Origin of the sequence: Marivirga salinae (genome assembly GCF_030503855.1) — a bacterium.
Classification (GTDB): domain Bacteria; phylum Bacteroidota; class Bacteroidia; order Cytophagales; family Cyclobacteriaceae; genus Marivirga; species Marivirga salinarum.
Window position 1 is genome coordinate 3,009,304 of the sequence record NZ_CP129971.1, and the last position, 25,075, is coordinate 3,034,378.

Consider the following 25,075-nt stretch of genomic DNA (forward strand, 5'->3'; position numbering starts at 1 on the left):
TTCTAAACACCTGTCCTGTATTAGTATGCGTTATGAATATCCGCTTCCCCAATGTTGATAAAGGTATTATTATCGGCAATATCAGGATTGGAATTACCATACCAAATACCATATTTATCAATATTTTCAAAGGTAGAGTGTTCAATTCTGGGATATGGATTTGAAGCATCATTATAGATATTACTCACGCGAGTCCCCATGGATGCATCTTTAATGTGACAATAGGAAACTATACTTTCAGGCAAGGTTTGTGCATTAAACCTGATAGGGCTTGCGTTGACATCTTCACCAGTTAATTCGATAGGTTGATCAGCGGTCCCAACAGCAATAAGTCCCCCAGGTACTGATGTAGAACTTGTTGTACCAACTCCTGTAGTACCAATATATATCTCTCCATCTATTTTAACCCCGGGAGCAAGTGTCAATACATTCCCTTCCGGTGATCCAACATATACTCTATTGGGAAATTCATATTCTACATCGAAAGCCCGCCAAGTGACCGTTTCTGTAATATTGGCCTCATAAGGGATATGGATATTTTTGCCACTACTAAATTGGTTTCCTTCGTCAATATCATCGATATGATGGCCTCTTATTCGCATCGAATAGCTTAAAATATTGGCGATATCATTATTGGCATAAACGCCTAGTGTAGCAGAATTCGCTAGTTCTACCCCCCAACTTTTACTAGCATCGATGATACAATTCTCCATATTTAGGGTTGTGCCCGATACATTAATAACTGAACTAAAATCAGAGTTATGTTCTGCTTTTTCAAAAATTACATGGTGGAAATAGGAGTCAGGAGTAAATTCTGCTGTTAAGTGTACTCCTTTCCAATTGTCATACGTACTATTTTCAGGATCGTGGGCGGTGAATATAACGGGATCAGATGCTGTTCCATTCACTTTTATGGTAGCACTTGTTTCCGTTCCATACGATCTTAGGCTGGAAGACGATAAAAATTCGATTCTTACACCTTCTGAAATGGTTAGGGTAGCTCCTTCAGTAGAACCGATCCTTAAATCACCATCAGGTACGTAAGGTGCTGTTTGCTTAGACCAGGTAACGTCTTCCTCGATATACACCCAGTCAACTAAAATACCTTCATCCTCAATTTGATTATCCTGGCCTAAGGATTCGACTTTATTACAAGAAATCGAAATCGCATAATCTTCAATTTCACGAATTGTATTGTTGTTAAATGCGAAAAATTCACTAAACCTGTCTAGTTCAATCCCAAGCTCATTTGCATATTGAAAGGTACAATGTTCAAAGCTCACATCTGCTCCTTCTCTAATAGTGATTAAGGGTCGTGGGGAATCAAAACTAATCCCTCCGTATTCTATCGTACAATAACTTAATTCTGAATGTTTAGCGGTATTCACACCATGAAAATTAAGTCCTGACCAGTCGCCTGGCGATTTATTTTCTTTTGCAGAGGTGAAAATGATGGGAGCGGACTCCGTTCCATTTGCTATTAAAGCATTTTTTGAATCTGTATCATTATAGACAGATAAAACAGTATTCTCTTGAAATAGGATAGTGGTCCCTGGCTCGATGGTTAATATGGCATTATCCAGATAGACACCTGTATTGGTAATTAAGTGAACCACCCCTGCTTCCCAGGTCTCATCTTTAGTTATCATGCCACTATGTCTTATAATGGAAGGTTGTATGATAACAATCTCTTTGGTTGAAGAAGCTTCATTTCCCAGGCTATCACTAACTGTTAAGCTTACTTCATAGGTTCCAGGATTGTTATAAGCATGATTAGGATTTTCTTGTTGTGCGGTACTGCCATCGCCAAAATCCCAAGAGAAGGAGCTAGCATTTTCTGAGCATGATTCAAAAGAAATTATTTGTCTTGCTTCAAATTGATCTTCAGGAAAACTAATACAAGAAATAGGTTTATCTGGATCAACCTCGTCTTCCGCACAAGAAGTGATGCCTATAATTAAAATACAAATAGCTACTAATTTTAATGCGTATCTAAAGGGACTTTGAAAATTCATAATTAGGTAGATATGAGGTGAAAACGATCTATTAAGACCTTTGCAAGATGAAAATATAGACCATTAGTACAAAGGCTATGTAATATAAAACAGCATTTTAAGAGCTTGCTTATTTAAGTACTAGACTTAAAATTGCATGATTTTATCCTTAAGGACAAGTAGTAAAAGTCAGTGATTGACGGCTGGGCAATTTTTTTATTTATTGTGGATGTAATAAAACGGAAGCACTTTCATAAATCAATGAAGAGTTTAGTTGTTATCAAAATTAAGTACTAGTTGAGCTGACCAAAAGCAACATAGAGAGGAGTGCTCCTTAAAAAAATAGGGTATAGAAGCTGGATTTGTTGGAGCAAAGGATTTTCTCAAAACTGTTGAGGGAAAAGGGGTGTGATGCTTCGCTTAATCCTCCCAACCACAAAGCGTCCTCTTAGATTCTTTAGCATCAGCTAAGGTAACTTTTACCACTTCTGCTTTACAAGCATTTAAACCCCTGCAATCTTTTTTATAGTGGTACTTTTTGGCTGATTTGCTGTCACAAATGTAAACATGGTCAACTACCGTATTAAATGAAAATAGTAAGATGGAAATAAATAGGAGAGAGCTTTTAAGGATTTTCATGGTTTGAGATTTAAGTGCTATTAAATATAGGTAACATAATTATATTAGGAATAAGTAAAATTTAGATTTGACATTCAATAAAATATCATAGTCAATAAAATCGTCACTTTTCGTCTAAGGATTTAGTTCGTTCGTCTAAAGTTACTTTTTTATGTAAACTAAAAGTGAAAGATTACTTACATAAATTTTGTAGATTTTTTACATTCAACCAAATACAAAATGAGTAAAGAAAAAATAGAACATCTAGAATGCGTTCTTTCATCCCATAAATTATCTAAAGAAGAGACACTTTTAGAAAAGCATAGGAACAAAAGACAAGAGGTAAGGGAATTTCTTCAATCTAATTACGGCAATAAAAGCTATAACCCTTTTGATTCGGGATCATACGCGAAAAATACGGCAATAAATACAAAGTTTGATTTTGATTTAGTTTTACCCTTTAAGCGTGATTCTTTTAGTACTCTTAAAGAAATGTATCATGATACCTTGGAAGTTCTAACCGAAAAGTATAAAGGGACTGCTTATATAAAAGAACAAAAGGTTTCAATTGGTCTCGTATTTCATGCCGATTCAGACGGACATGAAATTGATATTGATGTAGTTCCAGGAAGAGAATTAAATCAAGACCAATATAGTGATGATAAGAAACTTAATTTGTTTGTTAAAAAGAAGTACGGAATTCTTGAAGAAGGATCCGAGCAATTAAGAACTAATATCCATTCTCAGATTCAAAATATTAGAAATCAAGCAGATAATGCCACAGATATTCGAAAAGTAATTCGATTACTGAAAGTTTGGAAAGTAAACAATAATGCTAAAATGAAATCATTTCTTATAGAATTGATAACTATTAAAGCATTTCAAGATGGAGAAATAACAGGGAATATATGGGATAAGCTCAAATCAGTTATTGAATATATAAAAGATAACATTGAAACGGTCAATTTAATCGATCCAGGAAATGGTGGTAACAATGTTTCTGAAACCCTTACTGATTACGATAAACAGATGATTGGAGATAGTATGAATTTCATTTTACAAAGAATAGAAAATGATTCAAGCAATCTGGAGTATTATTTTCCTGTAAACCCTAAGTTTCCATGTGAAAGTAGTAAAGGAAAATATGGTGTGAAAGAATCTGGTTTTAGTATTCCTCCAGCAACGAAGTTTGGGTGATGAATCGAATTGAGGTTATTTCGGAAGTAATAGAAAGTATTGATAGTGTTTATCTTAAAAATGAACTCAAGGAAACAAAAGCAAAATCTATAGTTGGGGAAATTGATATTGAAATAAATGATGAGAAGTACTCATTTGAAATGGAAATTCAAAAACCATACCCATTTCAATTTCATAATCAAGAAACAATTCAATTTGTTAATAAGCAATTTCTAAAATATAATCATGTAAATGCAGATGGCTCAATTTGTCTTCACACAAATAGTCACCCTGGAAATTTTAGGGAAAAACTTATTCTAGATCTGAATGGATTAAAATCTTGGGTACAGAATTATTTAATAGAGGAAAAACAAGATCACCATTATGAGCATATAATAGTACCTTATAATAGTCACGATGATATCATTAGACAATTTTTATTTACAGACATAAACATAGAATTTGAGGAAGATCAGTTTGGCCTGTGTGGTTTTAGCTTATTAGCAAATACAGTATTAGGGGGAAATAAAGGAGAGACTTACATTGTCAAAGAATTTGGGGAACCCTTAGAAGCAAAATGTAATTGGTCAATGTTCTATTCCAATACAAAAAATGACTTCGGTTTTTACATCCTCACCGACCCACCTGTCACAAAAGACAATCATAGAATTGCAGCCACTAGATGGGATGAATTAACCTATTTGATACATCCTGAATTCCTTGAACTAGTTTCAAATGCTATAAGAAATAATAGATATTTTAGAGACAGCAAGTTTATTACTGTTTTTTTCGGATATAAAATTCCTGGTAATAAGGTCCATTGGCAAGTAGCAACATTCCCAAAGAATAATCCTCCAATTTATTCAGTTAAGACCAAAGATCGAAATTGGACTGGAAAACTAAATGATAGTAAAATTAATTGGACGGAGACTATTGATTGTTCTTATCATCTATTTTTTGGTAGAGGGAAACTAAGTGAACATATTGTGACAAAGAAGATATTACTGATTGGCTGTGGTGCAACTGGTAGTATCCTTGCAGAAAACCTTGTCAGGGGAGGAGCAAAAACTTTAGCTCTAGTAGACTATGACACCAAAGAGCCGGGCAATATTAGTAGATCAAATTACAGATTTGCAACTGGAGTAACAGATAAGACAGACGAACTAGGTCTAAATTTGATGTCAATTTCCCCATTTATAGAAATAATCTATAGTAACATTCTTACTGATAAAATTAAGATACTTAAATATGACGATAATAGATCACGTGAAGAATTACAGGACCTATTAAATGAATATGGATATATTTTTGACTGTTCAACAGATAATGATCTATTATATATCCTAGATGATTTAAATTTAACATCAAAAGTTATCTCGATCGGAATAACAAACCATGCTAATGAAATGGTTGTAACAGCAGGAACGAATATTTATAAAAAAACCGCCCATATATTTAATCAATTAGACCAAGACATAAATGATTTATTTAATCCTACGGGATGCTGGTCACCAACATTTAAAGCTCGAAATACGGATATTTCAGTCCTTGTAAATACTGCTATTAATGAGATAGATAGACAGATTTCTTTAGGCTCAGACTTAAGAAACTTTTATATATCAAGAGAAGAAAACAACATTAAAATATGTCATTATTAGAATACTATTGCAATGATTTAGGTGTGAAATTGGAAATAGATGATTCTATTATTTTTAGGATGGTATCTGAATCAAAAAAACATTATCCAAAAGAGTTTGGAGGGATATTATTAGGAAGATATACTGAGGACTTTAATAAGGCAATAATTACTGACATTATTATTCCTACTGAATTTGAAAATTCTAAAACACAATTTAAAAGAGGAAATAAAGGAATAGAAAAAAGATTGAGAAAGGAGTATAACAAAAAACCAAGTATCATCTATTTAGGAGAATGGCATACTCACCCTGAATCATTACCCGAACCAAGCAATACAGATATTAGTACTTTTACTCAATTATCAGAGATTAGTTCAGTATTAATACGAAACCCAATAATGCTTATTATAGGCTTGTCGAAAGACGGTCATGAACATAAATTTTATGTTATCAATAATAAATCCTTATATAGATATGAATAGAATAATCACAATAGTACTTGTTCAATTTCTCTTTAATATTGAATGTATTGCACAGGAGAATTCCAATAACAATAAGGAAAATCAGGTTTCAGAAACAAGTCAAATGCAATATGCAATTGATAAGCAACAATATAATCTCTTTAAAAAAGAGATGGAATTAAAGTTACTAGAATCGAATAAAGAAAAGAGCCTTTATAAAAAGGAAATTGAGTTGTTATTGAAGGAATATAAGCAAGAGAAAACTTTTCTTGACTGGATAGCAATTGCAGTCGGTGGAATAACAGTCCTTTCATTATTTGGTTTCTGGCAAAGAGTCAAGTCCATGGCTCAAAAGAAAATTGAAGAGCAGTTTGAGGTCATTCTTGATGAGAAAAAGGGACAATTAATTAAGATAATTGATAGCCATGATGATGAGGAAAAACTTAAAAGGAAGAAAAAAATTAGGGTAATTACTGCACACGACTCAGATGTTTCTTTTTTAAATAGTTTTTTCAAGAAATTTGATTTCAAACACATTGAAGTTATTGAGATGGAGGAAGGTGATAATGTAGATCTTAAGGATTATAATTTTGATTTATTATTTCTAAATAGAGAAGAAGGTAACAAACCATTAAGCGATGAAATGTCACAGAAATTGATTACTGATTTACCTCAGGACTCCATTGTCTTTTCATTCGGGAAGTTTATAAATAACTATGATGAAAATGCTAAGAAAAGGTTTGCAGCAGCCACAAATTGGAGTCAACTATATGGCAATCTTATCAGTGCTCTAAAATATCAAGAACTAATTGATATAAAATGAAAAAATCCAATAAATACGCTAAAAATGGAGCTCTAATATTTGGGTTAGGAAATTCATTTATTGAGTTAATAGATCAACTTAAGGATTTGAATAAGGATCCTAATATTAAGTTTAATTGGAATAAACTTCTAACAGCAGCCATAAAAGGAGCAACAGTAGGAACAGTTGTAGGCTTTGGAATTGGGTCTGTCAGAGATTATCATAACTCACAAGAAAAACTGATTAACTTAAACAAACATTTGAGAGATCTTGCAGATTCGCTTGCGCTTGATAAGTCTAGTGCCGAGTTTATTAATTTGAATAATTCAGTCAATAAAATTATTAAAGAATTTAAAAATCACTTTCATAAAAAAATAAAGGGTGAATTAATTCCTCATGGATCAACTGAAAAAGGAACTGCCCTCAATGATTCATACGATATTGATATCGCAATTCCATTTCAATCAAAAAGTTTTCCGAATAACTATAAAATGTATAATGAAGTATATAAGTATTTTGATAATAGAATTAACACTTTAAATATAGTAGACATTAGGAAACAGAAAAGATCAGTAGGGGTATGTGTAGAAATTAAAAATAAGGAATACTGGATTGACTTTGCTCCCTACAAACTATCTAAGAATAAAAGCTCAGGTTACTTATTTGTGAATAAAAGTGGCATCTTATTCAATAATTCTACCATACAAAAAACTGATTTATCAATTCTAAAGAAAACAAAATTCACCAAAGTTCAGAAACATTTAATAGTTCTATTAAAGAATTGGAAAGAAAACGAGGGTTTAAATCTTCCATCTCATTTTTTAGAACATTTGGTAAAGGACGCATACAGAATTAATAAGGGAAATATCCCTAAATCAATAGACAAAAAGATGATCATGATTCTTGAACACATGGCCAATAGATTACATATAGTTAGAATTAACGGTTTAGAAAATACCAATAATAAGATTTCAGAAAGTATAGATGAATCTGATAAACAAAATGTAGTTGATGCTTGTAAAAAGATAATTAGAGATTATGAATATCAACCAAATTCGTTAATTGCAAACTTTAGGTAAATTGTATTAATAGAAAATAGGATCAATACTTAATAGCCCAGCAGCTTACCAAAAGATATTTTAATTTATATCATATCAACAGGTTTTGTAATTATTTATAGTACCCTCGTTACTGACATTCATGGTAAACTAAAGGCAATGATTTTCGCCAAAATAATGGGAGAGAGGTGAGTTTAGAAATCAGATGCACCACCTTTTTCATATTCAATCCTATGAATTTTCCAGCGGAACTCACCAGCAGGGGTTTTTACAATCGCTTCATCACCGGTTTTTTTGTTTAAAAGCGCTTTTGCCAGAGGGGAGTCCATCGAAATATAATCTTTATTACCAATAAGCTCTTCATATCCCACAATGCGAAAACGTTTTTTAAGGCCTCTATCAATGTTCTCAACTTCCACCCAGGCGCCAAACATTACTTTGCCTTCCTGATGAGGATGATAATGAATGACTTTAAAGTTATCTATGCATTTGCGTAGGTAACGAATGCGACTATCAATTTCACGTAAGCGTTTTTTATTGTAATGATAATCAGCATTTTCTGATCGGTCACCTAAACTGGCGGCCCATGAAACCTTGGCCGTAACATCTGGACGTACAACTTTCCACAAATGATCATGTTCTTCGCGCAATTTTTGTAATCCATCAGCAGTAATCATTTGCGAACGGTTTAGTTTAGGTAGTGTTGATTCTGGAATTTTACGTCTCATGTTTAGATGATCTTATTATAGTGCAGTCGAAAAATAATAGATTAAGGAATAATATCCTGAGCAATTCATGGATAAACAATTTTTACTGCACCAAATTGCCCGTTTACTATTATTTTTAATTTACTGCTTCAGATAGCAGAAATAGTGAAATGACTTGTCTAGATTTAACTATGATTCAAAATTTATGTATTTGTGTTATATAATTTATATTATGTTAAGTTACTATTTTTAACACCCACCTATTCTATAATATCATCTTGTGAAAAGTAAATACTCCAGGCAGCTCCTTACTCATTAGTATTTGTTCCATCCTATACTTCCTGCTTCTGCATTCAAAATGCTGATGTTCTATTTTCGATCTTATGTCCTATGGTAAAGAGCTCTTAATTATAAGCGCTGTATTTTGGCTTTAATTTTACTATCAGTATTCCCCATTAATTCTAATCGCTAAATTTTGGGTTAAACTTGGCCGATGCCCAGATTTATAATTCTATTAAAAAATAGAGCCTTATATAATTCAAGATTTGCCATACTTCATATAAGCCTAAATAAGAAGCTGAATTGTGAGCTCATTTTTAAAACAATACTTCTAAGCCATTCTAAAGAGCCCTGGAAAAAACCTCAACTTAACATAATATATTTTGGAGGTCGGATTTTGGATATATGCCTTTATTTGTTCAAAATGTTGCTACAATCAAGTTATGAAATCCTTAGACTGTCTATCTTTGTTGAGTATTAGAGATATCACCTATGGAAACTGAAAACACCCCTATTCAATCAATCATAGTTCAAGATTTTGATTATAAGGACTTCAATTTGCTAGAAAAATATAGTGGAAAACCTTTATTGATCATTATTTATAATAATCAATGTTTGGGATGCACAGGTCGAGCCATTCCCTTAGCTTATAAATTTCAACAAGAATATGCTCAACTGCAGGTAATTGGAATTCATTCTATTTTTAATAAACAGCCCGTCACAGAAGAAGATATTAAAAGCATTTTCACGAAAAATGAACTCCCCTTCCCTATTTATTTAGACCAAGAGCACAAAATATATGATCAGTTTCATGCAGAAGGAACTCCTCAATGGCTTTTGATTACGCGTGAAGGAAAATTATATCGATCGATCTTTGGATCTCAATTAGGTGCTCAAAATAGATTGATGTATGCATTGGATGCCCTTTGTTCTTGATAAAAAGCAGATCTTATAATAAGCTTTCAATAGAATTCCCCGTAAGATGTTGTACATTTTTAGTGATCTTCTCTATGTCCCAGTTCCACCATTGTAATTTCAAGAGCTTTTCAATGGTCTCTTGAGGAAAACGTTTCTTAATCTCAGTTGCTGGATTACCACCCACAACGGTATAAGGTGCCACATCTTTCACTACCGTAGCATTTGTAGCAATGATGGCACCATCGCCTATGTTTACGCCAGCCATAATGGTGGCATTATGCCCAATCCAAACGTCATTTCCTATCACTAAATCACCTTTATGAGGATAAGTTTTGCCTTCCATGGCCTTTTCCCATCCGTTTCCAAAAATGGCGAAGGGAAATGTGGAGATGGAGTCGGTAAGATGGTTGGCTCCATTCATGATGAACTTAACGCCAGAAGCGATCATACAGAATTTTCCGATGATCAGTTTATCACCGCTAAAGTCAAAATGATACTTTACATTTTTCTCAAAGTTCTCTACATTTTCGAAATCATCATAGTAAGTATAATCACCCACTATTATGTTAGGGTTCTTAATGATGTTTTTAAGAAAACAGAGCTTGTCGTAATTTTCAAGTGGAAATTTGGAATGTTTATCTGGTCCTGTCATAGTTTAGCCAAAGGTTTTAAAAGAATCAATTGTTATTTGGAGAATAAATTTCAACAGCTTTTTGCATAACTTTCATTTGGGTTTGAATGGAGTTTCTTCTTCTGTAGTCACTCTTTGTCTTATAGGCTAAGACCACGTCTATTTCAGGGTAAACCGTAATATTTTGACCTAAGGCTCCTTGAGCAGAATAAGCATTTTTAAGTCTGTAATCAGTTGTATTTTCAATTAGCCACCACATATAGCCATAGCCAAGATCAAGCCCGTCTTCCTTTAAGACAGGTGCATTTTTCTGTGCCTCTTTATAGGATGTTCTTTGTGTTGTTATTTCTCCTATCCAATCTGCTGGGATGATTTGCTTTTCTTGCCATTTTCCATTTCTCAGCATCAGCAATCCAATACGCGCCATATCTCTAGTAGAAAACCACATATGATAGGCCGGGAATTTTGACACGGATAGATTTCCATTTTTTAACTGTAGCGATCGATCCCAATCTTGCATTTGAAGTGGACCCACTAATTGCTTTTCTATTTCATCGTAAATGTTTCTCTCAGTCTCTTGCTCGAAAATATGCCCTGCTAAATTGAAATCCCAATTGCTATAGAGCCAATAACTACCTGGCTCTACAGATCCTCGCTCGGGTGCTAATCTTCGAAAGTCACCTCCGTTTGAACCCGGTAGAAATACTCCTGAGCGTGCTGAAATTACGTCCCCTATTGTGGCAGTCTGCTCAATTTCAAGTAATGATGAATGATCCACTATTTTTAACTCATTAAGTGTTTTTTCTAAATCAAGCTGACCACTTTCCACGTATTTGCCATAAAGCATAGCTAACACGCTTTTTCTGCAAGATGCGATGTAGCTATTTTCTTTTATATCGCCATATTCCAGAACAACTTCTCCTTTATGAATAATGACTAGGCCGGTAATTTGGGTACTATCGATTATGTATCTGTTGAAACTCGAAAGTTCATTTTCAGACCAACCCGATTGTGAAGGATTTTGATTTGTTGACCAGTTTTCTTTAGGATAAACCTGCGCCTCAGTTGAACAACCCAACAAAAAGGAGACGATTAACAATGTGATTATAAATTTCATGATTGCCATTAATTAATTTATAATTATAAAAAAATACTTTACAATAATCTGACTATCTACTAAATACCTTTATAATCACATTTAATTAGAATTCTGTTGGACAATTATATATAAATTTTCCTTTTATCTTTTTAAGTACTGTAAACTATATTTCAGTGCCTACTTTCACCATCCATTTTTTCCGGAAAATATTCATTTTCCATACTCACAAATTTATTTCCTTTCAAAAATATATCCATCGTAACTTCATCTATGGACTCTAAGCCACAAGCTGCTAGCATTTCCATGGCTGCTTTTACCGTATTCCGATGGAAGTTGTATACGCGTTCACTTTTTTCTTCCATCACCAATCCTTTTTGCAGATTTTTATTTTGTGTAGCTACTCCTGTAGGGCAAGCATTGGTATTACACCTTAAAGCCTGAATGCAACCTACTGAAAACATAAAGGCACGAGCACTATTACAGAAATCTGCTCCCAGAGCCAACATTTTTATAATAGACTGTGAAGAAATAATTTTACCGCTGGCAATTACTTTTATCTTATTTCTGATGTTATGCTTTTTCAGATTTTCATTGACATAAATCAAGGCAGGTTGCAAAGGTAATCCCACGCTATCAGAAAATTCAAGTGGTGCAGCACCTGTTCCGCCTTCGGCACCATCCACTGTAATAAAGTCTGGCTTAATACCCGAATTCACCATTTCTTGGCAAAGTTCATCGAATTCTTCTGTATTGCCGATACAAAGTTTAAATCCAATGGGCTTACCATCTGACAGTTCTCTTAATTCTTGTACAAATTCAAGCAAACCTTTTGCATCAGAAAAATGGCTATGGCTGGGTGGAGAATGTACTTCCGTATGAGGCTGAAGTCCTCTTATTTTAGCAATTTCAGGCGTGTTTTTAATAGCGGGTAATACTCCACCATGACCGGGTTTCGCTCCTTGTGAAAGCTTTATTTCAATCATTTTTACCTGATCATAATGCGCCTTTTTCTTAAATTCCTCAGGGTCAAATTCTCCGTTCTCCGTTCTGCATCCGAAATATGCTGTTCCAATTTGCCATACCAAATCACCACCATGCTTTAAGTGATAAGGTGATATCCCTCCTTCTCCTGTATTGTGGTAAAAATTACCTTTGCGAGCCCCCGCATTCAATGCCATGATGGCATTTGCGCTAAGAGAACCAAAACTCATAGCCGAAACATTTAATAAAGACGCCTCATAAGGTTTTTTACAATCAGCTCCGCCTACTATTATTCTGGGCAATTCCTCTTTAACGGATTTAGCATAAATAGAATGTCGTAAACCTTCATAGAAGCTATTATTCAGTTCTAACTGTGTACCAAATGGTCTAGTATCATTCACATCTTTTGCCCGTTGATAGACTAATGCCCTGTAATTACGAGAGAACGGACGTCCATCTGTGTTTCTTTCAATAAAATATTGTTGAATTTCAGGTGAAATAGATTCAAAAAGGTATCTGAAATGCCCTATAAGCGGGAAATTTCGAAGAATAGTATGTTTTTTTTGAAAAGCATCATGGAATCCTATTATACAAATAATTGCAATTGGAATTAGCACCCAAAGCGTAATTAAGTCAAAAAGCCACAAGGCAAAGACGGATGCAATTAAAATGGTTCCAATGATTAAGAATTGATTTCTCATAACTATTAATTTAGCTTAACTTAGAATATTATGCAAAAGCATATATTGTTTTTAATAATTAATCCCGGTCCTTAACGTATCATTTCCATAATACTATTAAGCAACCGGGGTTAAATAGAACCACTATTTAACTATGAAAAGTATTAAGAAGATGCTTAATTCCATCCGCCACCAAGTGCTTGGTAAATGTTAACTTTAGCATTCATTTGCTCTTTCTTAGTTTCAACCAATTCAAATTTAGATTCTAAAGCATCTCTTTGAGTTAACAGTACCTCCATATAGTCAGCACGTGCAGATCGAAATAGATCATTCGCTATGTCTATTGACTCATTCAGAGCTTGTACCTGCTGCGCTTTCAATTCATAACTTTGTTTCAAATTATTGATGTTGGAGAGCTGGTTTACCACTTCAACATAAGCATTCAAGACTGTCTGTTCATATTCATAAACTGCCTGAATTTGTTTCGCATTAGCACTGTAATAATGTGCTTTGATTGCTTTTCTATTAATTAAAGGAGCCATTAAATCACCTGCAACATTGAATAGCATAGATTCTGGTGCCTGAATCAGATAACTAGGGTTAAAAGCTTGCAGCCCAATTCCCGCTGAAATATCTAATGAAGGATAAAAATTAGCTTTCGCCACCTTTATATCAAGTTTGGCTGCTGCCAACTTATATTCTGCTTCTTTAATATCTGGCCTATTATTCAATAACTGTGAAGGGATGCCCGTCTGCACACTATCCGGCATGATATCAATGATTTTCTGTGAGCTTCGTTCAATGGGCTGCGGATATCTACCTAGCAAGTAATTGATCTTATTCTCCGTTTCAACTATACTTTGTTGGATCTTAAACTTCAAACTTTTAGTATGCAATACTTCTGCTTCAAATTTCCGAACGGCTAATTCCGTCACTCTGGATGCCTGTTTTTGTAGCTTCACAATTTTCAATGCATTGCTTTGAATTTCAATATTCTGATTCAGGATTTGGAGCTGATTATCGAGCGCTAGTAATTCATAATAAGAGTTGGCAATTTCAGCCACCAATTGTGTTATCATGAAATTCTTACCCTCTTCAGTAGCCAAATACTCCTTGACTGCAGACTCCTTAGCATTGCGTAGTTTATGCCATATATCCACCTCCCAGGAAGCAATTGCTCCTAACTGAAAATCAGGAACTGGTTCCGGCATTTCTCTACCTGGCTCTATGTCCGTAGTAGCTTCACTTGCTCCTTCAGGAGTATAACGTGCCTTTTTTTCAACACCAGAGCCCGCTTTTAGATCCACAGAAGGCAGGTATTCTCCTTTTCTAGCACCAATCTCAAATTTGGCTATGGCGATTTCCTGCAATATTATATTTAATTCCTGATTTCTAATCAGTGCCGTATCGATTAATCCAACCAAGTGAACATCACTGAAATATTCTTCCCAATCTAGTTTAGCGGTGTTGCTAGTATCTTGACTATCTGTGAATTTTTCAGGGACAGTTCGATTAACCGTTTTCTCCATTAATGAGGGAGTTTTACAGCCCGTCATGATGACAGCTGTAAAAACTACTCCCAAACTTATATATATTAGTTTTTTACTACTCATTTTTTCTTTTTCTCTTGATGTTCTGTTAAAGGATATTCTTCTTCATACTTAATGAGATGACGACCATCCGAAAGCTTAGCAAAAATGTAGTACAATCCGGGTACAATAATTACCCCGAAGATTGTCCCAAATAGCATTCCGCCTAAAGCTGAAGCTCCAATCGTTCTATTTCCAATTGCACCTGCCCCTGAAGCCAATACCAATGGAATCAGCCCTGCAATAAATGCAAAGGAAGTCATTAAAATGGGCCTAAAACGAACCCTTGCTCCTTCAATGGCAGCCTCAAGAATACTCAAGCCTTGTTGTCGTTTTTGCACAGCAAATTCTACAATTAACACTGCATTTTTACCCAAGAGACCTACTAACATGATTAAACCGATCTGCGCATAAATATCATTATCAAGGCCTAATAGCTTAAGTAATAAGAATGAACCAAAGACCCCAACAGGCAATGAGAAGATCACCGTGAGTGGAATAATAAAGCTCTCGTATTGAGCAGCTAACACTAGGTATACAAATATCAATACGATAATAAATATATAGAGTGATTCATTTCCCCTTTGTGCTTCATCGTAAGAAAGCCCTTCCCAAGCGATGTCGTAGCCTTTCGGAAGCGTAGCAGATGCTACTTCTCTTATGGCTGAAATGGCATCCGCTGTCGTATAGCCTTTTGCCGGCAACCCACGAATAGCAGCCGAATTGTACATATTGTACCTTGTCACCTCATTTGGTCCAAGTTGCTTCTTCATAGTCATAAATGCGGAATATGGCACCATCTCCCCTTCCTCATTTTTTACATATAGATCTAGCACATCTTTTGGCAATCGTCTGTATTTTGGATCAGACTGTACATAGACCTTGAAAAAACGGCCGAATCTAATAAAACCCTGCTCGTAAGTACTCCCAATCATGATATTGAGGTTCTCCATTGCTTTTCCAATAGAAACGCCTTTTTGCATGGCTCTTTCATTATCGATAACGAGTTCGTATTGAGGGTAATTAGCCGCGAAGAAGGTGAATAGACCGGATAACTCATCGCGTTTGCGTAAATTATCCATAAACTGATCGTTGATCTTCTCAAATTCCTGATAATCAGTATTAGTGGTTTTATCTAATAAGCGCATAGAGAATCCACCGGAAGAACCAAAGCCCGGAATAGCTGGTGGCTCGAAAAATTCCACTATGGCTCCAATATTTTTGGATTTCTCCTCTAATTCTTCCATGATTTCATGAACAGAATGTTTCCGTTCAGACCAATCTTTTAAGTTAATTAAGCAAGTACCGGCATTGGAACCTCGACCTTCTGTCATAATCTCATATCCTGCTAAGGAAGAAACTGTCTCTATTCCATCTATCTCTTCACAAATCTTCTGCAATCGCTGCGAAACCTGATTCGTTCTTTCTAGAGTTGAGCCAGGAGGAGTTTGAATTATGGCATAAATGGTTCCCTGATCTTCACTTGGGATAAAGCCTGTTGGCAATATTTCATTTTCAAAGAATATACCTGCACCAAATGCTAGTAGAATACCAAAAGTGAGCACTCTCCTACTCACAATTAATCGTAAGAACCCGATGTATTTCCCAGTTAGCTTGTCAAAAGCACCGTTAAACCCACCCAATGCCTTTGTCAATAAGTTTTTCTTTTGCTTCTGACCATGTTTGTTTTTCAAAAGCATAGCACATAATACAGGCGTTAGTGTTAAGGCAATAATTGCCGAAATTACTATCGCACTGGCCATGGTAATAGAAAACTGGCGGTAAAAAGTACCTACAGGACCATCCATAAAGGATATCGGTAAAAACACAGATACCATCACGGCTGTAATGGCAATAATGGCACCACTGATTTCTCCCAAAACTTGCTGTACTGCTTTATATGGAGTAATCTTAGGATTTTCAGCAAACTTAGCATGCACGGCTTCCACCACTACAATGGCATCATCCACCACAATACCGATGGCCAATACTAAAGCAAAGAGCGTCACCAAGTTAATGGACAATCCAAAAAACTGGATGACAAAAAATGCTCCGATAAGAGATACTGGCACCGCTAAAATTGGTATTAAAGTGGATCGCCAATCTCCGAGAAAAATGAAAACAACTAGCGCCACCAAAATAAAAGCATCTCGTAAGGTATGGGTAACTTGTTCAATGGAGGCATCCAAAAATTTTGATACATCGTAACTGATTTTATAATCCATTCCCGGAGGAAAATCAGCCTCCATTTCTTTTAATTTTGATTTTACGTCCGCAATTACTTCACTGGCATTACTTCCATAATTCTGCTTTAAAACAATAGCGGCCGATGGATCTCCATCTAAATTGGAATAGATGTCAAAGAATTCACTACCCAATTCTACTTTGGCAATATCCCTTAAATGGATAGTTTCAGCTTCAGCATTGGCACGAATGATGATTTCTTCATATTCTTCTGCTTTGTTTCTTCTTCCTTTATAAGTTAACACATACTCCAAAGATTGTGCTTCAATACCTGAACTTTGCCCTATTCGACCAGGACGCCCTATAATACTCTGCTCTTCAAGCGCTTTCATTACTTCTTCCACGGAAATATCATAAGCCCTCATCCTATCAGGATTGAGCCAGATACGCATGGCATAAGTTCTACTACCCAAAATTTGTGCTCTTGCAACCCCTTTAATTCTATTAATTTCAGGAATCATCTGTACGTTGGCATAATTGTATAGAAATTTTTCATCCATACTTTCATTCTTAGAGTAGAGGTTAACATACATTAACATACTCGGCTGAATAGGCGTAATAATTACACCTTCTCGTTGCACCAATTCAGGTAAGAGCGGCATCACTTGATCCACACGGGTCTTGACCCTAGTAACTGCCATGTTCGGGTCAGTCCCTGGCTCAAAAATGATATTGATGGTAGCTTCTCCAGCACTAGTGGCATCGGATGCCATGTAACGCATATCTTGCACCCCATTGATGGCATTTTCCAGTGTGATTAAAGTAGATTTTACCAATACATCAGCACTTGAGCCAGGATAAGCAATAAAAATACTCACCGTGGTCGGTGCAATTTTTGGAAACTGCGAAATGGGTAGTTGTTTGATTGATAGAGTACCTACAAATATGATAATGACCGATATCACTATAGCGAGTACCGGTCTATGTATAAATCTTTTAAACATGAGATTTTTGTTTTAGAATTCCAGTTACTCAGCGTATAAGCTTAAATTTGAAATGACATTGCGAGGCGTTTCGAATTCATAATGAACCTCATCGTTTTCTTTCACAAGCCGCAATCCCTCCAAGAGAATTTTATCCTTTTCATTTAGGCCTCCTGTGATAGCAAATAAATGTGGAATTTCCTGACCTACTGTGATTTCTCGCTGATGTACGCGATGTTCTTCATCCAAAACGTATACATATTTTTTATCCAAGATTTCGAATGTAGATTTCTGTGGAATCAATAATGCATCTTTAAGCGGTACTGTCATTAAAATATTTCCTGTCTCGCCATGTCTGAGTAATCTATTCGGGTTTGGAAATGTAGCTCTAAACTGGATATTACCTGTTTCGTGGTTAAAATCAGCCTCAATTGTTTCCATTAATCCTTTTTGATTAAAAACCTTATTATTGGCCATTAATAACTCAACCGTAATGCTACTGTCACGTTCTACTTCACTCATGTAGTCTAAGTACTCAGCTTCAGACACATTGTAGTACACCCACATTTCACTATTGTCTGATAAATGCGAGAGCAGCTCCCCTTCTTCTATTAAGCTCCCTTGTCTTACATGAAAGCGATCTATTATCCCATCAAATGGAGCTCTTATTTCGGTAAAATCTAAATGAACTTTGGCCAGTGACATCTCTGCTTTAGCTTTTTCATACTTCGCTCTAGCCATTGCCAACTCTGTCGAGGAAACAATGTCGCTATCTGCTAGATTCTTGGTATTCTCATATTCAATTTCTGCAAAATTGACTTCCGCCCTAGCTTTTTCTAGCTCAGCTTGGTATAGCCTTGGCATAATTTTAAATAGTAATTGACCTTTTGTAACAGATTGACCTTCATCCACATAGATCTTCTCTAAATAGCCTCTTTCCTGTGCTCTTAATTCAATATGTTGTATGGAGTGAATTTGACATACATATTCTTTTGTGAATGAAGTGTCCATTCTCACTGGAGAACTTATCGGAAAAGTTCTTACTTCTTCATGATGTGATTCTTTTGATTCGCAACTTGAGTAGACTAATATGCTACTTAAGATGATAAACATGAGTATTTGCCTCATAATTTTATAAGTAATTTAATTTTTTAAATAGAGTAAGTGAGTAGAGAAAGAAAATGATAATCTCTACAGTTTCATTCGGGCAGTTAACAGACTTGTGTTACTGTGAATGAGTAAAACCTTAAAAAATTAGCTAATGAAGCTTTTCCAGCAATGGAAAAGTATGTAAAGAGGTATGTTATAACTTGAACTACTGATTGCTATATCCGCAGAAGCTTTGGAATTTGCTAATGGGTTTAATAGGCTTTCAACTTGATAATGAGATAATTCTCCATCATTATCAGAATCGTTGGTTTCCTCATTTTCTTCCTCTCCATTTTCTTCATTTGATGAAGATTCTTCGGCAGGAGAATTATGAAATGGGATATGACTATTTTCTTCAGCAAGAAATTGATGTATCTCTAAATCTGAATTTTCATTTTGAAATGCAATTATTCTATGATCAATTTTTGACGCATAGGTAGGTTGGCTATAGACAGACAAAGCAAGTCCCATGACAATTGCAAATTGCCAAATGAACTTAATAAATATGGTGCTATTCCTTTTTTGCATTCAAAATTGTTGATTTGCAAATATAAGAGATAATAAGTTGAAAGAGCAAAGTGTTTATAAAATATGATTTTTCATCTAGGCCTTAGAAGTTATGAATTCTGATTTTATTTAGAATTTATTAGATTTCATTACCTTTTAAGCAGTTTGTAATACATTGGCCTTAATAAAAAGTACTCTTTTGTTCCTATTCCAATCGAAATAAAAACTTTATTGCAAATATTAGCTACGTAAGTTTAGGGTAATTAAATCTATAATTATTATATAATGCAATCTACTAACAAGATTACTTATCATTAAAACAAATCAATTTCACCTCATAAAACTATACTGCAGTCCAACTGAAGCAAAATGAATCAGCGAAAAATTGTATACCTGAGTCACATTTGCACCTCCATCAATGATTCTGTAGCCTGCTCGGGCACTTAGCCCATTATCTTTGAACTTATATTGGAATCCTAGTAAAACGTCTTCTGCCCTGCCTTGTGGGCCCACCAGCGCATCTGCTTTCAGTAAGAACTCTAAATTCTCTGAATATTTATAGCGGCCATCAAAGCTCAGGAGCGGCACCACACCCAAATCGGTAGTCTCATCCTCAAGTCCATTTTCCGATAGGGCAATTCTAGCATCTCGGACTAGCACAGTAGCCCCAGCAGATAAACTCCATTTTTCCCTATCTATAAATTGATATCGATAACTAGCTCTATAAGTGTTAAATTCGTAGCGGCCTGTTACCGTATTGCCACTTAATCCGTATTCGTTTTCTCCAAACTGAATGCTGGAGCCACTATTTTTCTCATAATCAAAGGCCAAAGGAGCTGCTGTTAATTCTATAATATTCTTGTCCAGAAAGCGAAACTGCGCTTCGATTCTGGTATATACCTGAGGTTGCTGTGGCGTAAAATCATCTGTTAATGAAAATAGATCTCCTTTATTGCCTTCCTCATTGAAATAGCGAACATCATTGCTTCCATTAAAGGCTAAGCCAGATTCTATTGTTAGGCTTAACTGGGCAAATAAAGGTTGGGTAAATAAGAAAAGTATTAGGACGGGTACAAGTAATAGAATTCTCATAAAACTTAATTGGGTTCAGGAAAATAACGGTGCAAAACCGCTATTGTTTATTTAGCATCCTACTGTGAAGATTGGGAAATAAACTATACCTATAGAATTGAATTATTCTCGTTCAACCATTAGTCGAGCACTATCTACTTCTATAAATTCTACTCCTTCCTTATTTTCCTTTACATCGCTCCAATATACTTCTTCAAATCTTAAAAAGTAGACTTGATCTTGCATTTCAACTCTTAATTCATTGCAATTTCCTCCAGTGCTCTGTGTATGACATCTATCTTCATATCCTGCTTCTATTAGGAAAGATGTTCTCATATTATCGATAATATCTACATCCACATAGGTTCTTTTACTAACTAATCCGTTTACCAAATGCTCTGAAAAATCTCTTATTTCAATTTTTAAATCTATTTCATTAAAACTTGAAAAACTGAGCTGTGTAAGCCCATCCACAGTAAATGCTTTATCAATTTCTACCTCAATTTTTTGCAAAGGCGAAATAGTATCCTCTTTGCAAGCCATAAGCCCAAGAAGGAAAAGGATCATAGTGGTACTTAAGCTTATATTTTTCACAGCATTTATATTTAAATATTTTTAATTATGAATGCCATAACGAAATATAATAGATAAATATTACTTAGGTAAAGTAGTTATTTAGGGCTTAATTATTTTAACCCAACCCTTTCTTTGGTCTATTTCTCCACATTCAGTTTCATATTTCAATAGGTAAAAATAGTTTCCGGCATATCCATTATCTGCATACCATTTAAAGTCTTGATCAGCAGTTTGATATACCTGCTTACCGTATCTATCGTAAATCGAAATTAAAAATTGTTTGAAAGGATAATCCGTTTTAATTCTAAATGCATCATTGTAGCCATCATTGTTAACAGTTGCCACATTAGGAATAAATAATTCTTGCAATTCCGGTCTATAGCGAATGGATACTGTATCAGTAGGGAATTCGCAGTTTAAACTTTTAACACCACAAAAATACTCTCCGCTAGCTTCAATAATTATCTGGTCCTCTTCAATATCTAATCTTTGAAAGCTAGTACTGTTTTCTCCTTTGAAATACCATGTCATCCCCTCATAGGAAGCAGAATTTTCTAATCTTAGCGGAATTTCCGATTCACAAAATTCCTGCTCCCCTTTTAAATTGAGTTCTGGAAACAACTTAGGCCTAAAGTGAACGGAAACCGTGTCGGTTGCGAATTCGCAGTTTGAATTTATTATAGAGCAATAATATTTCCCACTAGAGTCAATACTTATTTGATCTTCATTAACATCTAATTTTTGATAGCCAGTATTATTTTCTGCTTTGAAATACCAGGTCACTTTCTCATATGAGTCGATATTTTCTAATTTTAGCGCTGCTTCCGGCTCACAAAATTCCAGTTCTCCCTTTAAATTAAGCTCAGGAAATACCATATGGTTGATGATTTGAAACTCCTCTTCCAGCTCATCGCATTTTGAATTTAATAAACGTACTTTATAAAATCCTGGCTCGGTAGATTGAATGCGAGTAAGATTCATTGCAGAGTCTAAGAGCTGGTAATCAGCTTCTATTTCTTTCTTATGAAACCACCCAAACGTATTATTCTGATCAATATTTAGCTCAATAAATAGTTCCACTTCATCATTTGTGCATTTTGTAATGCTGCTAGGTGATTTCGATTCAACTACTCTATTAGAATTTAGTGTAAAAGTAGTTTCTTCTATACAGCCATTTAAATAATAGCTAACCGTATGATTTCCTGGTGTTAATGTTGAAATATCCAACAAATTATTTCCTAAATCTACTTGATCTAACTTCCATGTTCCTCCCTGAGGACTAGCGCTTAATTCGTATTCTGTAAGGTTATTACATAAATCAGGAATTCTTTCTATAGATGGCTGCAGAATTGTTGTAAAAACTGAACCTGATCTGAATCCGTTTTTAGTATCTGCCTCAGGGCTGCCTAAAATAAGGAATCCTTTATCTATTTCTAAAGTACTCCCAAAACCAGTTTTTGTATTATTTTCAGGATTATCAAGCATTTCCAATTCACTTCCATATGCCGTTTCATCTTCAATGATTGAATTTAGATCAAACTTATAAAGGTGATCAATTTCATTCTGATTGTACCATAAATCTTTAGCTTGAATATAAAGGTCATTTCCGTTTAAAGAGATATAGTTCCCGAACTGAGCGTAATCAACTGTTTCATTGGGGGTTATGTGGAAATCTTCATAATTGATATTTTCCATGGTTGAGTTTTCAGGTATTTTAAAACCATATACTCTGCCTGTTGCAGATTCATTAGTATCCGTACTTTCGTAATTGGGGTCTCCCACTAATAATAAATCATCTTTGATTTCAATACTTGCACCAAATCTGGAAAAAATATCCGTGTAGGAAGAAGCAAAACGATAATCAGGTAATTCATTTTGAAAGGCTTCTGAGTTTAATTTATAAACGTATACTTTTAAGTTTCTTGAAGCATTTCTGGAAACATTACCAGTACCAATAACCATATATTTATCGTTTATGATCACATCTCTTCCGAAACCATCATAATTATAGTCTTCTTCATTTTCAAATTGTAATTCTAAGTTAAACTCTTTGCTCGATTCATTATATTGATATAAATAGACCCTACCTCCTGCCATCGTACTTGATAAATCATTTTTAATTTCGCTAATGGCAAGATATCCTTTATAATAAGTAATATTTCTTCCAAAGTGGCCTTGCTCATTTTCTGATTGGATGTCAGGAGATACTAAGGATGTTAGGTATTCCCAATTACCTCCTTCTCTTTCATAAATATATACCTTACCTGTTGAGTTGTACTTTGCACCATCAATAATGCTGTCATAACTAGGAGCTGCAACAAACAACAAATCCTCAAATATTTCAATTCGGCTTGCAAAAGCATCTTCATTCACTTCTTCTGGTGCATTCACTTTCTCTTGAAAATCCCATGCTCCGTTTAATTTTTCATAAATGTAGACACTACCGGCTCTATCTCCCCATTTATAAGAACTTCCTTTTGCACCAATTGCCATCGTATTTTGGCTTACTGAAATTTGTACTCCAAATTCATCATCAGATGCAGAAATAAATCCGCCTTTAAAGGCATTTTTGTAATTTTCTATGTCTGTGGTAGAATTGGGCTCTAAATCATAGATCAAAACCCATTCATTTTGTAGATTACTTTCATCTTGGTAAACATGCCTGCTACTCAATATCAACTCATTACCCGTGCTTATTGGGTTAGTACCAAACTCCATTTTATCATCTCCAATATCAGTGGGTTTTATGATTTCTTTTTTAACATAGCCTGAAGTAGCCGAATTATCTGGCATATATATTGAGAAATTTTCTTCCAATACAGGGATAGTCCAGAAGATTATATCGTCTTTAACTATTAGTTCTACTTCAGTGCCTGTGTATCCATATGATTTTTCTATAAATCGGCTTTCTTGCATATCAGCCCAACCTGATGTTGGTTTATCAAAAATATACAGACGAGAATGCATTGAATTTTCATCGAATGAATTGGCAACATATAACTTATCATTTTCATAAGCCATATTGATTCCAAAACGATGTTGATTCGGTGCACTTGATGTTAAAATAGCCTTCTGATTCAGATTCCACTCATTATTGACATCCTTTTCAAAAACGAATACAGCTCCTTGTACCTCTCCTGCTTCATTTATATAATCTGGATTAGAAATAAATAGAACATCTGTCTTAAAAACAAGGGATGTAAAATAGCCATAATAATTCTTTCCCTCTCCACTTAAACTCTCATCTAGAAGAATCGTATTACCATTTTTAAGATCAATAATTTTAATCTTAACTTGTACCTCAGAGCCCTGATATTTATTATAGATAATTGCTAATTCTCCCTTTTCATTTATTTCCATTTCAAATATCACTACTCGAGTATCAGAATTGACCGTATCCTCTATCAGTATTCGCTCTGTTTCTATCGAAGGCCACTCTCCTGTTTGATTTTGCCTGTAGATATAAAGAATTTGATTTGCACCCGCATTGGAGGTGTATACATTACCTTTGGCTATGATAACGCTATCACTACATATTAAATCACTTCCCAACACTTGGCTTGATGACGTATTCTGAGTGGCTATTTTCTTAACGGGACTCCAGCTTTGGTTTTCTTTTTTATAGAGATGGATGATCCCAGCATTATAGGCTATAGAATCATTAAGATACTCACTAACAGCAAGGTATCCATTACTGTAGCTAGTTGCATAGCCATAATTATTTTTTGTTTTTAGCTTTGCTTCTGGAATTAATTTCTGATTCCCGCATTGGCTAAATCCCTTATTAGAATGGATCAATAAAATGGATAATAGAATAAGTATTGAGCTGATTTGACGCATTATTGGGTTTTGGTAGTGAAGCAAATATAACCAACAGATTAACTTCTTCTAAAAAAATCCAAACTATTTTATATGTGCTAAATGTAAGTTTATGCTTTAAGAATAAAAATAAAAAATAGTATCTTGGCTAATAGA

Annotated in this window: 19 protein-coding genes; 6 read left to right on the forward strand and 13 right to left on the reverse strand. The window is 34.7% G+C overall.

Going from position 1 to position 25,075, the window contains the following annotated elements:
- Window positions 1-20: 20 nt before the first annotated feature.
- Together QYS49_RS12660 and QYS49_RS12665 are read right to left on the reverse strand one after the other, a co-directional pair.
- A complete protein-coding gene (locus QYS49_RS12660) occupies window positions 21-2,015 on the reverse strand; it encodes a beta-helix domain-containing protein (RefSeq protein WP_308347738.1) in 1,995 nt (664 codons plus the stop codon).
- Window positions 2,016-2,414: 399 nt separating this feature from the next.
- A complete protein-coding gene (locus tag QYS49_RS12665) occupies window positions 2,415-2,633 on the reverse strand; it encodes a hypothetical protein (protein ID WP_308347739.1) in 219 nt (72 codons plus the stop codon).
- 219 nt (window positions 2,634-2,852) lie between these two features.
- Between QYS49_RS12665 and QYS49_RS12670 the strand changes: the two genes are divergently transcribed.
- The 5 genes from QYS49_RS12670 to QYS49_RS12690 are packed head-to-tail and all read left to right on the forward strand — an operon-like array spanning window position 2,853 to window position 7,767.
- On the forward strand, window positions 2,853-3,809 hold the full coding sequence (locus QYS49_RS12670; RefSeq protein ID WP_308347740.1) for a hypothetical protein: 957 nt from the start codon (window positions 2,853-2,855) through the stop codon (window positions 3,807-3,809).
- Window positions 3,809-5,446: a ThiF family adenylyltransferase gene (locus QYS49_RS12675; RefSeq protein WP_308347742.1), complete on the forward strand. Its 1,638-nt coding sequence runs from the start codon at window positions 3,809-3,811 to the stop codon at window positions 5,444-5,446. Before QYS49_RS12670 ends, QYS49_RS12675 begins: the two co-directional genes overlap by 1 nt.
- Window positions 5,434-5,907 (forward strand): M67 family metallopeptidase, encoded by a 474-nt coding sequence (locus QYS49_RS12680; RefSeq protein ID WP_308347745.1) that lies wholly within the window; start codon window positions 5,434-5,436, stop codon window positions 5,905-5,907. The genes QYS49_RS12675 and QYS49_RS12680 overlap by 13 nt, the downstream gene beginning before the upstream one ends.
- The gene (locus QYS49_RS12685) at window positions 5,900-6,709 is read left to right on the forward strand and encodes an NARF domain-containing protein (protein WP_308347747.1); all 810 of its coding nucleotides are present in this window, start codon (window positions 5,900-5,902) and stop codon (window positions 6,707-6,709) included. Before QYS49_RS12680 ends, QYS49_RS12685 begins: the two co-directional genes overlap by 8 nt.
- Window positions 6,706-7,767, forward strand: a complete 1,062-nt coding sequence (locus tag QYS49_RS12690) for a nucleotidyltransferase domain-containing protein (RefSeq protein WP_308347748.1) — start codon at window positions 6,706-6,708, stop codon at window positions 7,765-7,767. The genes QYS49_RS12685 and QYS49_RS12690 overlap by 4 nt, the downstream gene beginning before the upstream one ends.
- 173 nt (window positions 7,768-7,940) lie before the next feature.
- Here QYS49_RS12690 and greB read toward each other — a convergent pair whose 3' ends face one another.
- Window positions 7,941-8,474 (reverse strand): transcription elongation factor GreB, encoded by a 534-nt coding sequence (greB, locus tag QYS49_RS12695; RefSeq protein ID WP_308347749.1) that lies wholly within the window; start codon window positions 8,472-8,474, stop codon window positions 7,941-7,943.
- Window positions 8,475-9,224: 750 nt separating this feature from the next.
- Here greB and QYS49_RS12700 point away from each other — a divergent pair.
- Window positions 9,225-9,668 (forward strand): TlpA family protein disulfide reductase, encoded by a 444-nt coding sequence (locus QYS49_RS12700; protein ID WP_308347750.1) that lies wholly within the window; start codon window positions 9,225-9,227, stop codon window positions 9,666-9,668.
- 13 nt (window positions 9,669-9,681) lie between these two features.
- Here QYS49_RS12700 and QYS49_RS12705 read toward each other — a convergent pair whose 3' ends face one another.
- From QYS49_RS12705 to QYS49_RS12750, 10 genes are all read right to left on the reverse strand, one after another.
- Complete coding sequence (locus QYS49_RS12705) at window positions 9,682-10,302, reverse strand: CatB-related O-acetyltransferase (RefSeq protein WP_308347752.1); 621 nt, start codon at window positions 10,300-10,302, stop codon at window positions 9,682-9,684.
- Window positions 10,303-10,327: 25 nt separating this feature from the next.
- On the reverse strand, window positions 10,328-11,398 hold the full coding sequence (locus QYS49_RS12710) for a serine hydrolase domain-containing protein (protein WP_308347754.1): 1,071 nt from the start codon (window positions 11,396-11,398) through the stop codon (window positions 10,328-10,330).
- Window positions 11,399-11,550: 152 nt separating this feature from the next.
- A complete protein-coding gene (locus QYS49_RS12715; protein WP_308347755.1) occupies window positions 11,551-13,062 on the reverse strand; it encodes an FMN-binding glutamate synthase family protein in 1,512 nt (503 codons plus the stop codon).
- A 155-nt stretch (window positions 13,063-13,217) separates the two neighbouring features.
- The gene (locus QYS49_RS12720; protein ID WP_308347756.1) at window positions 13,218-14,654 is read right to left on the reverse strand and encodes a TolC family protein; all 1,437 of its coding nucleotides are present in this window, start codon (window positions 14,652-14,654) and stop codon (window positions 13,218-13,220) included.
- On the reverse strand, window positions 14,651-17,818 hold the full coding sequence (locus QYS49_RS12725) for an efflux RND transporter permease subunit (protein WP_308347757.1): 3,168 nt from the start codon (window positions 17,816-17,818) through the stop codon (window positions 14,651-14,653). The genes QYS49_RS12720 and QYS49_RS12725 overlap by 4 nt, the downstream gene beginning before the upstream one ends.
- A 24-nt stretch (window positions 17,819-17,842) precedes the next feature.
- Window positions 17,843-18,925, reverse strand: coding sequence for an efflux RND transporter periplasmic adaptor subunit (locus QYS49_RS12730; RefSeq protein WP_308347759.1), 1,083 nt, complete (start codon window positions 18,923-18,925; stop codon window positions 17,843-17,845).
- A 126-nt stretch (window positions 18,926-19,051) separates the two neighbouring features.
- On the reverse strand, window positions 19,052-19,474 hold the full coding sequence (locus QYS49_RS12735) for a hypothetical protein (RefSeq protein ID WP_308347760.1): 423 nt from the start codon (window positions 19,472-19,474) through the stop codon (window positions 19,052-19,054).
- A gap of 309 nt (window positions 19,475-19,783) precedes the next feature.
- Complete coding sequence (locus QYS49_RS12740) at window positions 19,784-20,545, reverse strand: DUF481 domain-containing protein (protein WP_308347762.1); 762 nt, start codon at window positions 20,543-20,545, stop codon at window positions 19,784-19,786.
- A gap of 102 nt (window positions 20,546-20,647) precedes the next feature.
- Entirely contained in the window at window positions 20,648-21,118 is a 471-nt protein-coding gene (locus QYS49_RS12745; protein ID WP_308347764.1) for a hypothetical protein, read from the reverse strand.
- An 81-nt stretch (window positions 21,119-21,199) separates the two neighbouring features.
- Complete coding sequence (locus QYS49_RS12750) at window positions 21,200-24,940, reverse strand: T9SS type B sorting domain-containing protein (protein ID WP_308347765.1); 3,741 nt, start codon at window positions 24,938-24,940, stop codon at window positions 21,200-21,202.
- Window positions 24,941-25,075 lie beyond the last annotated feature (135 nt).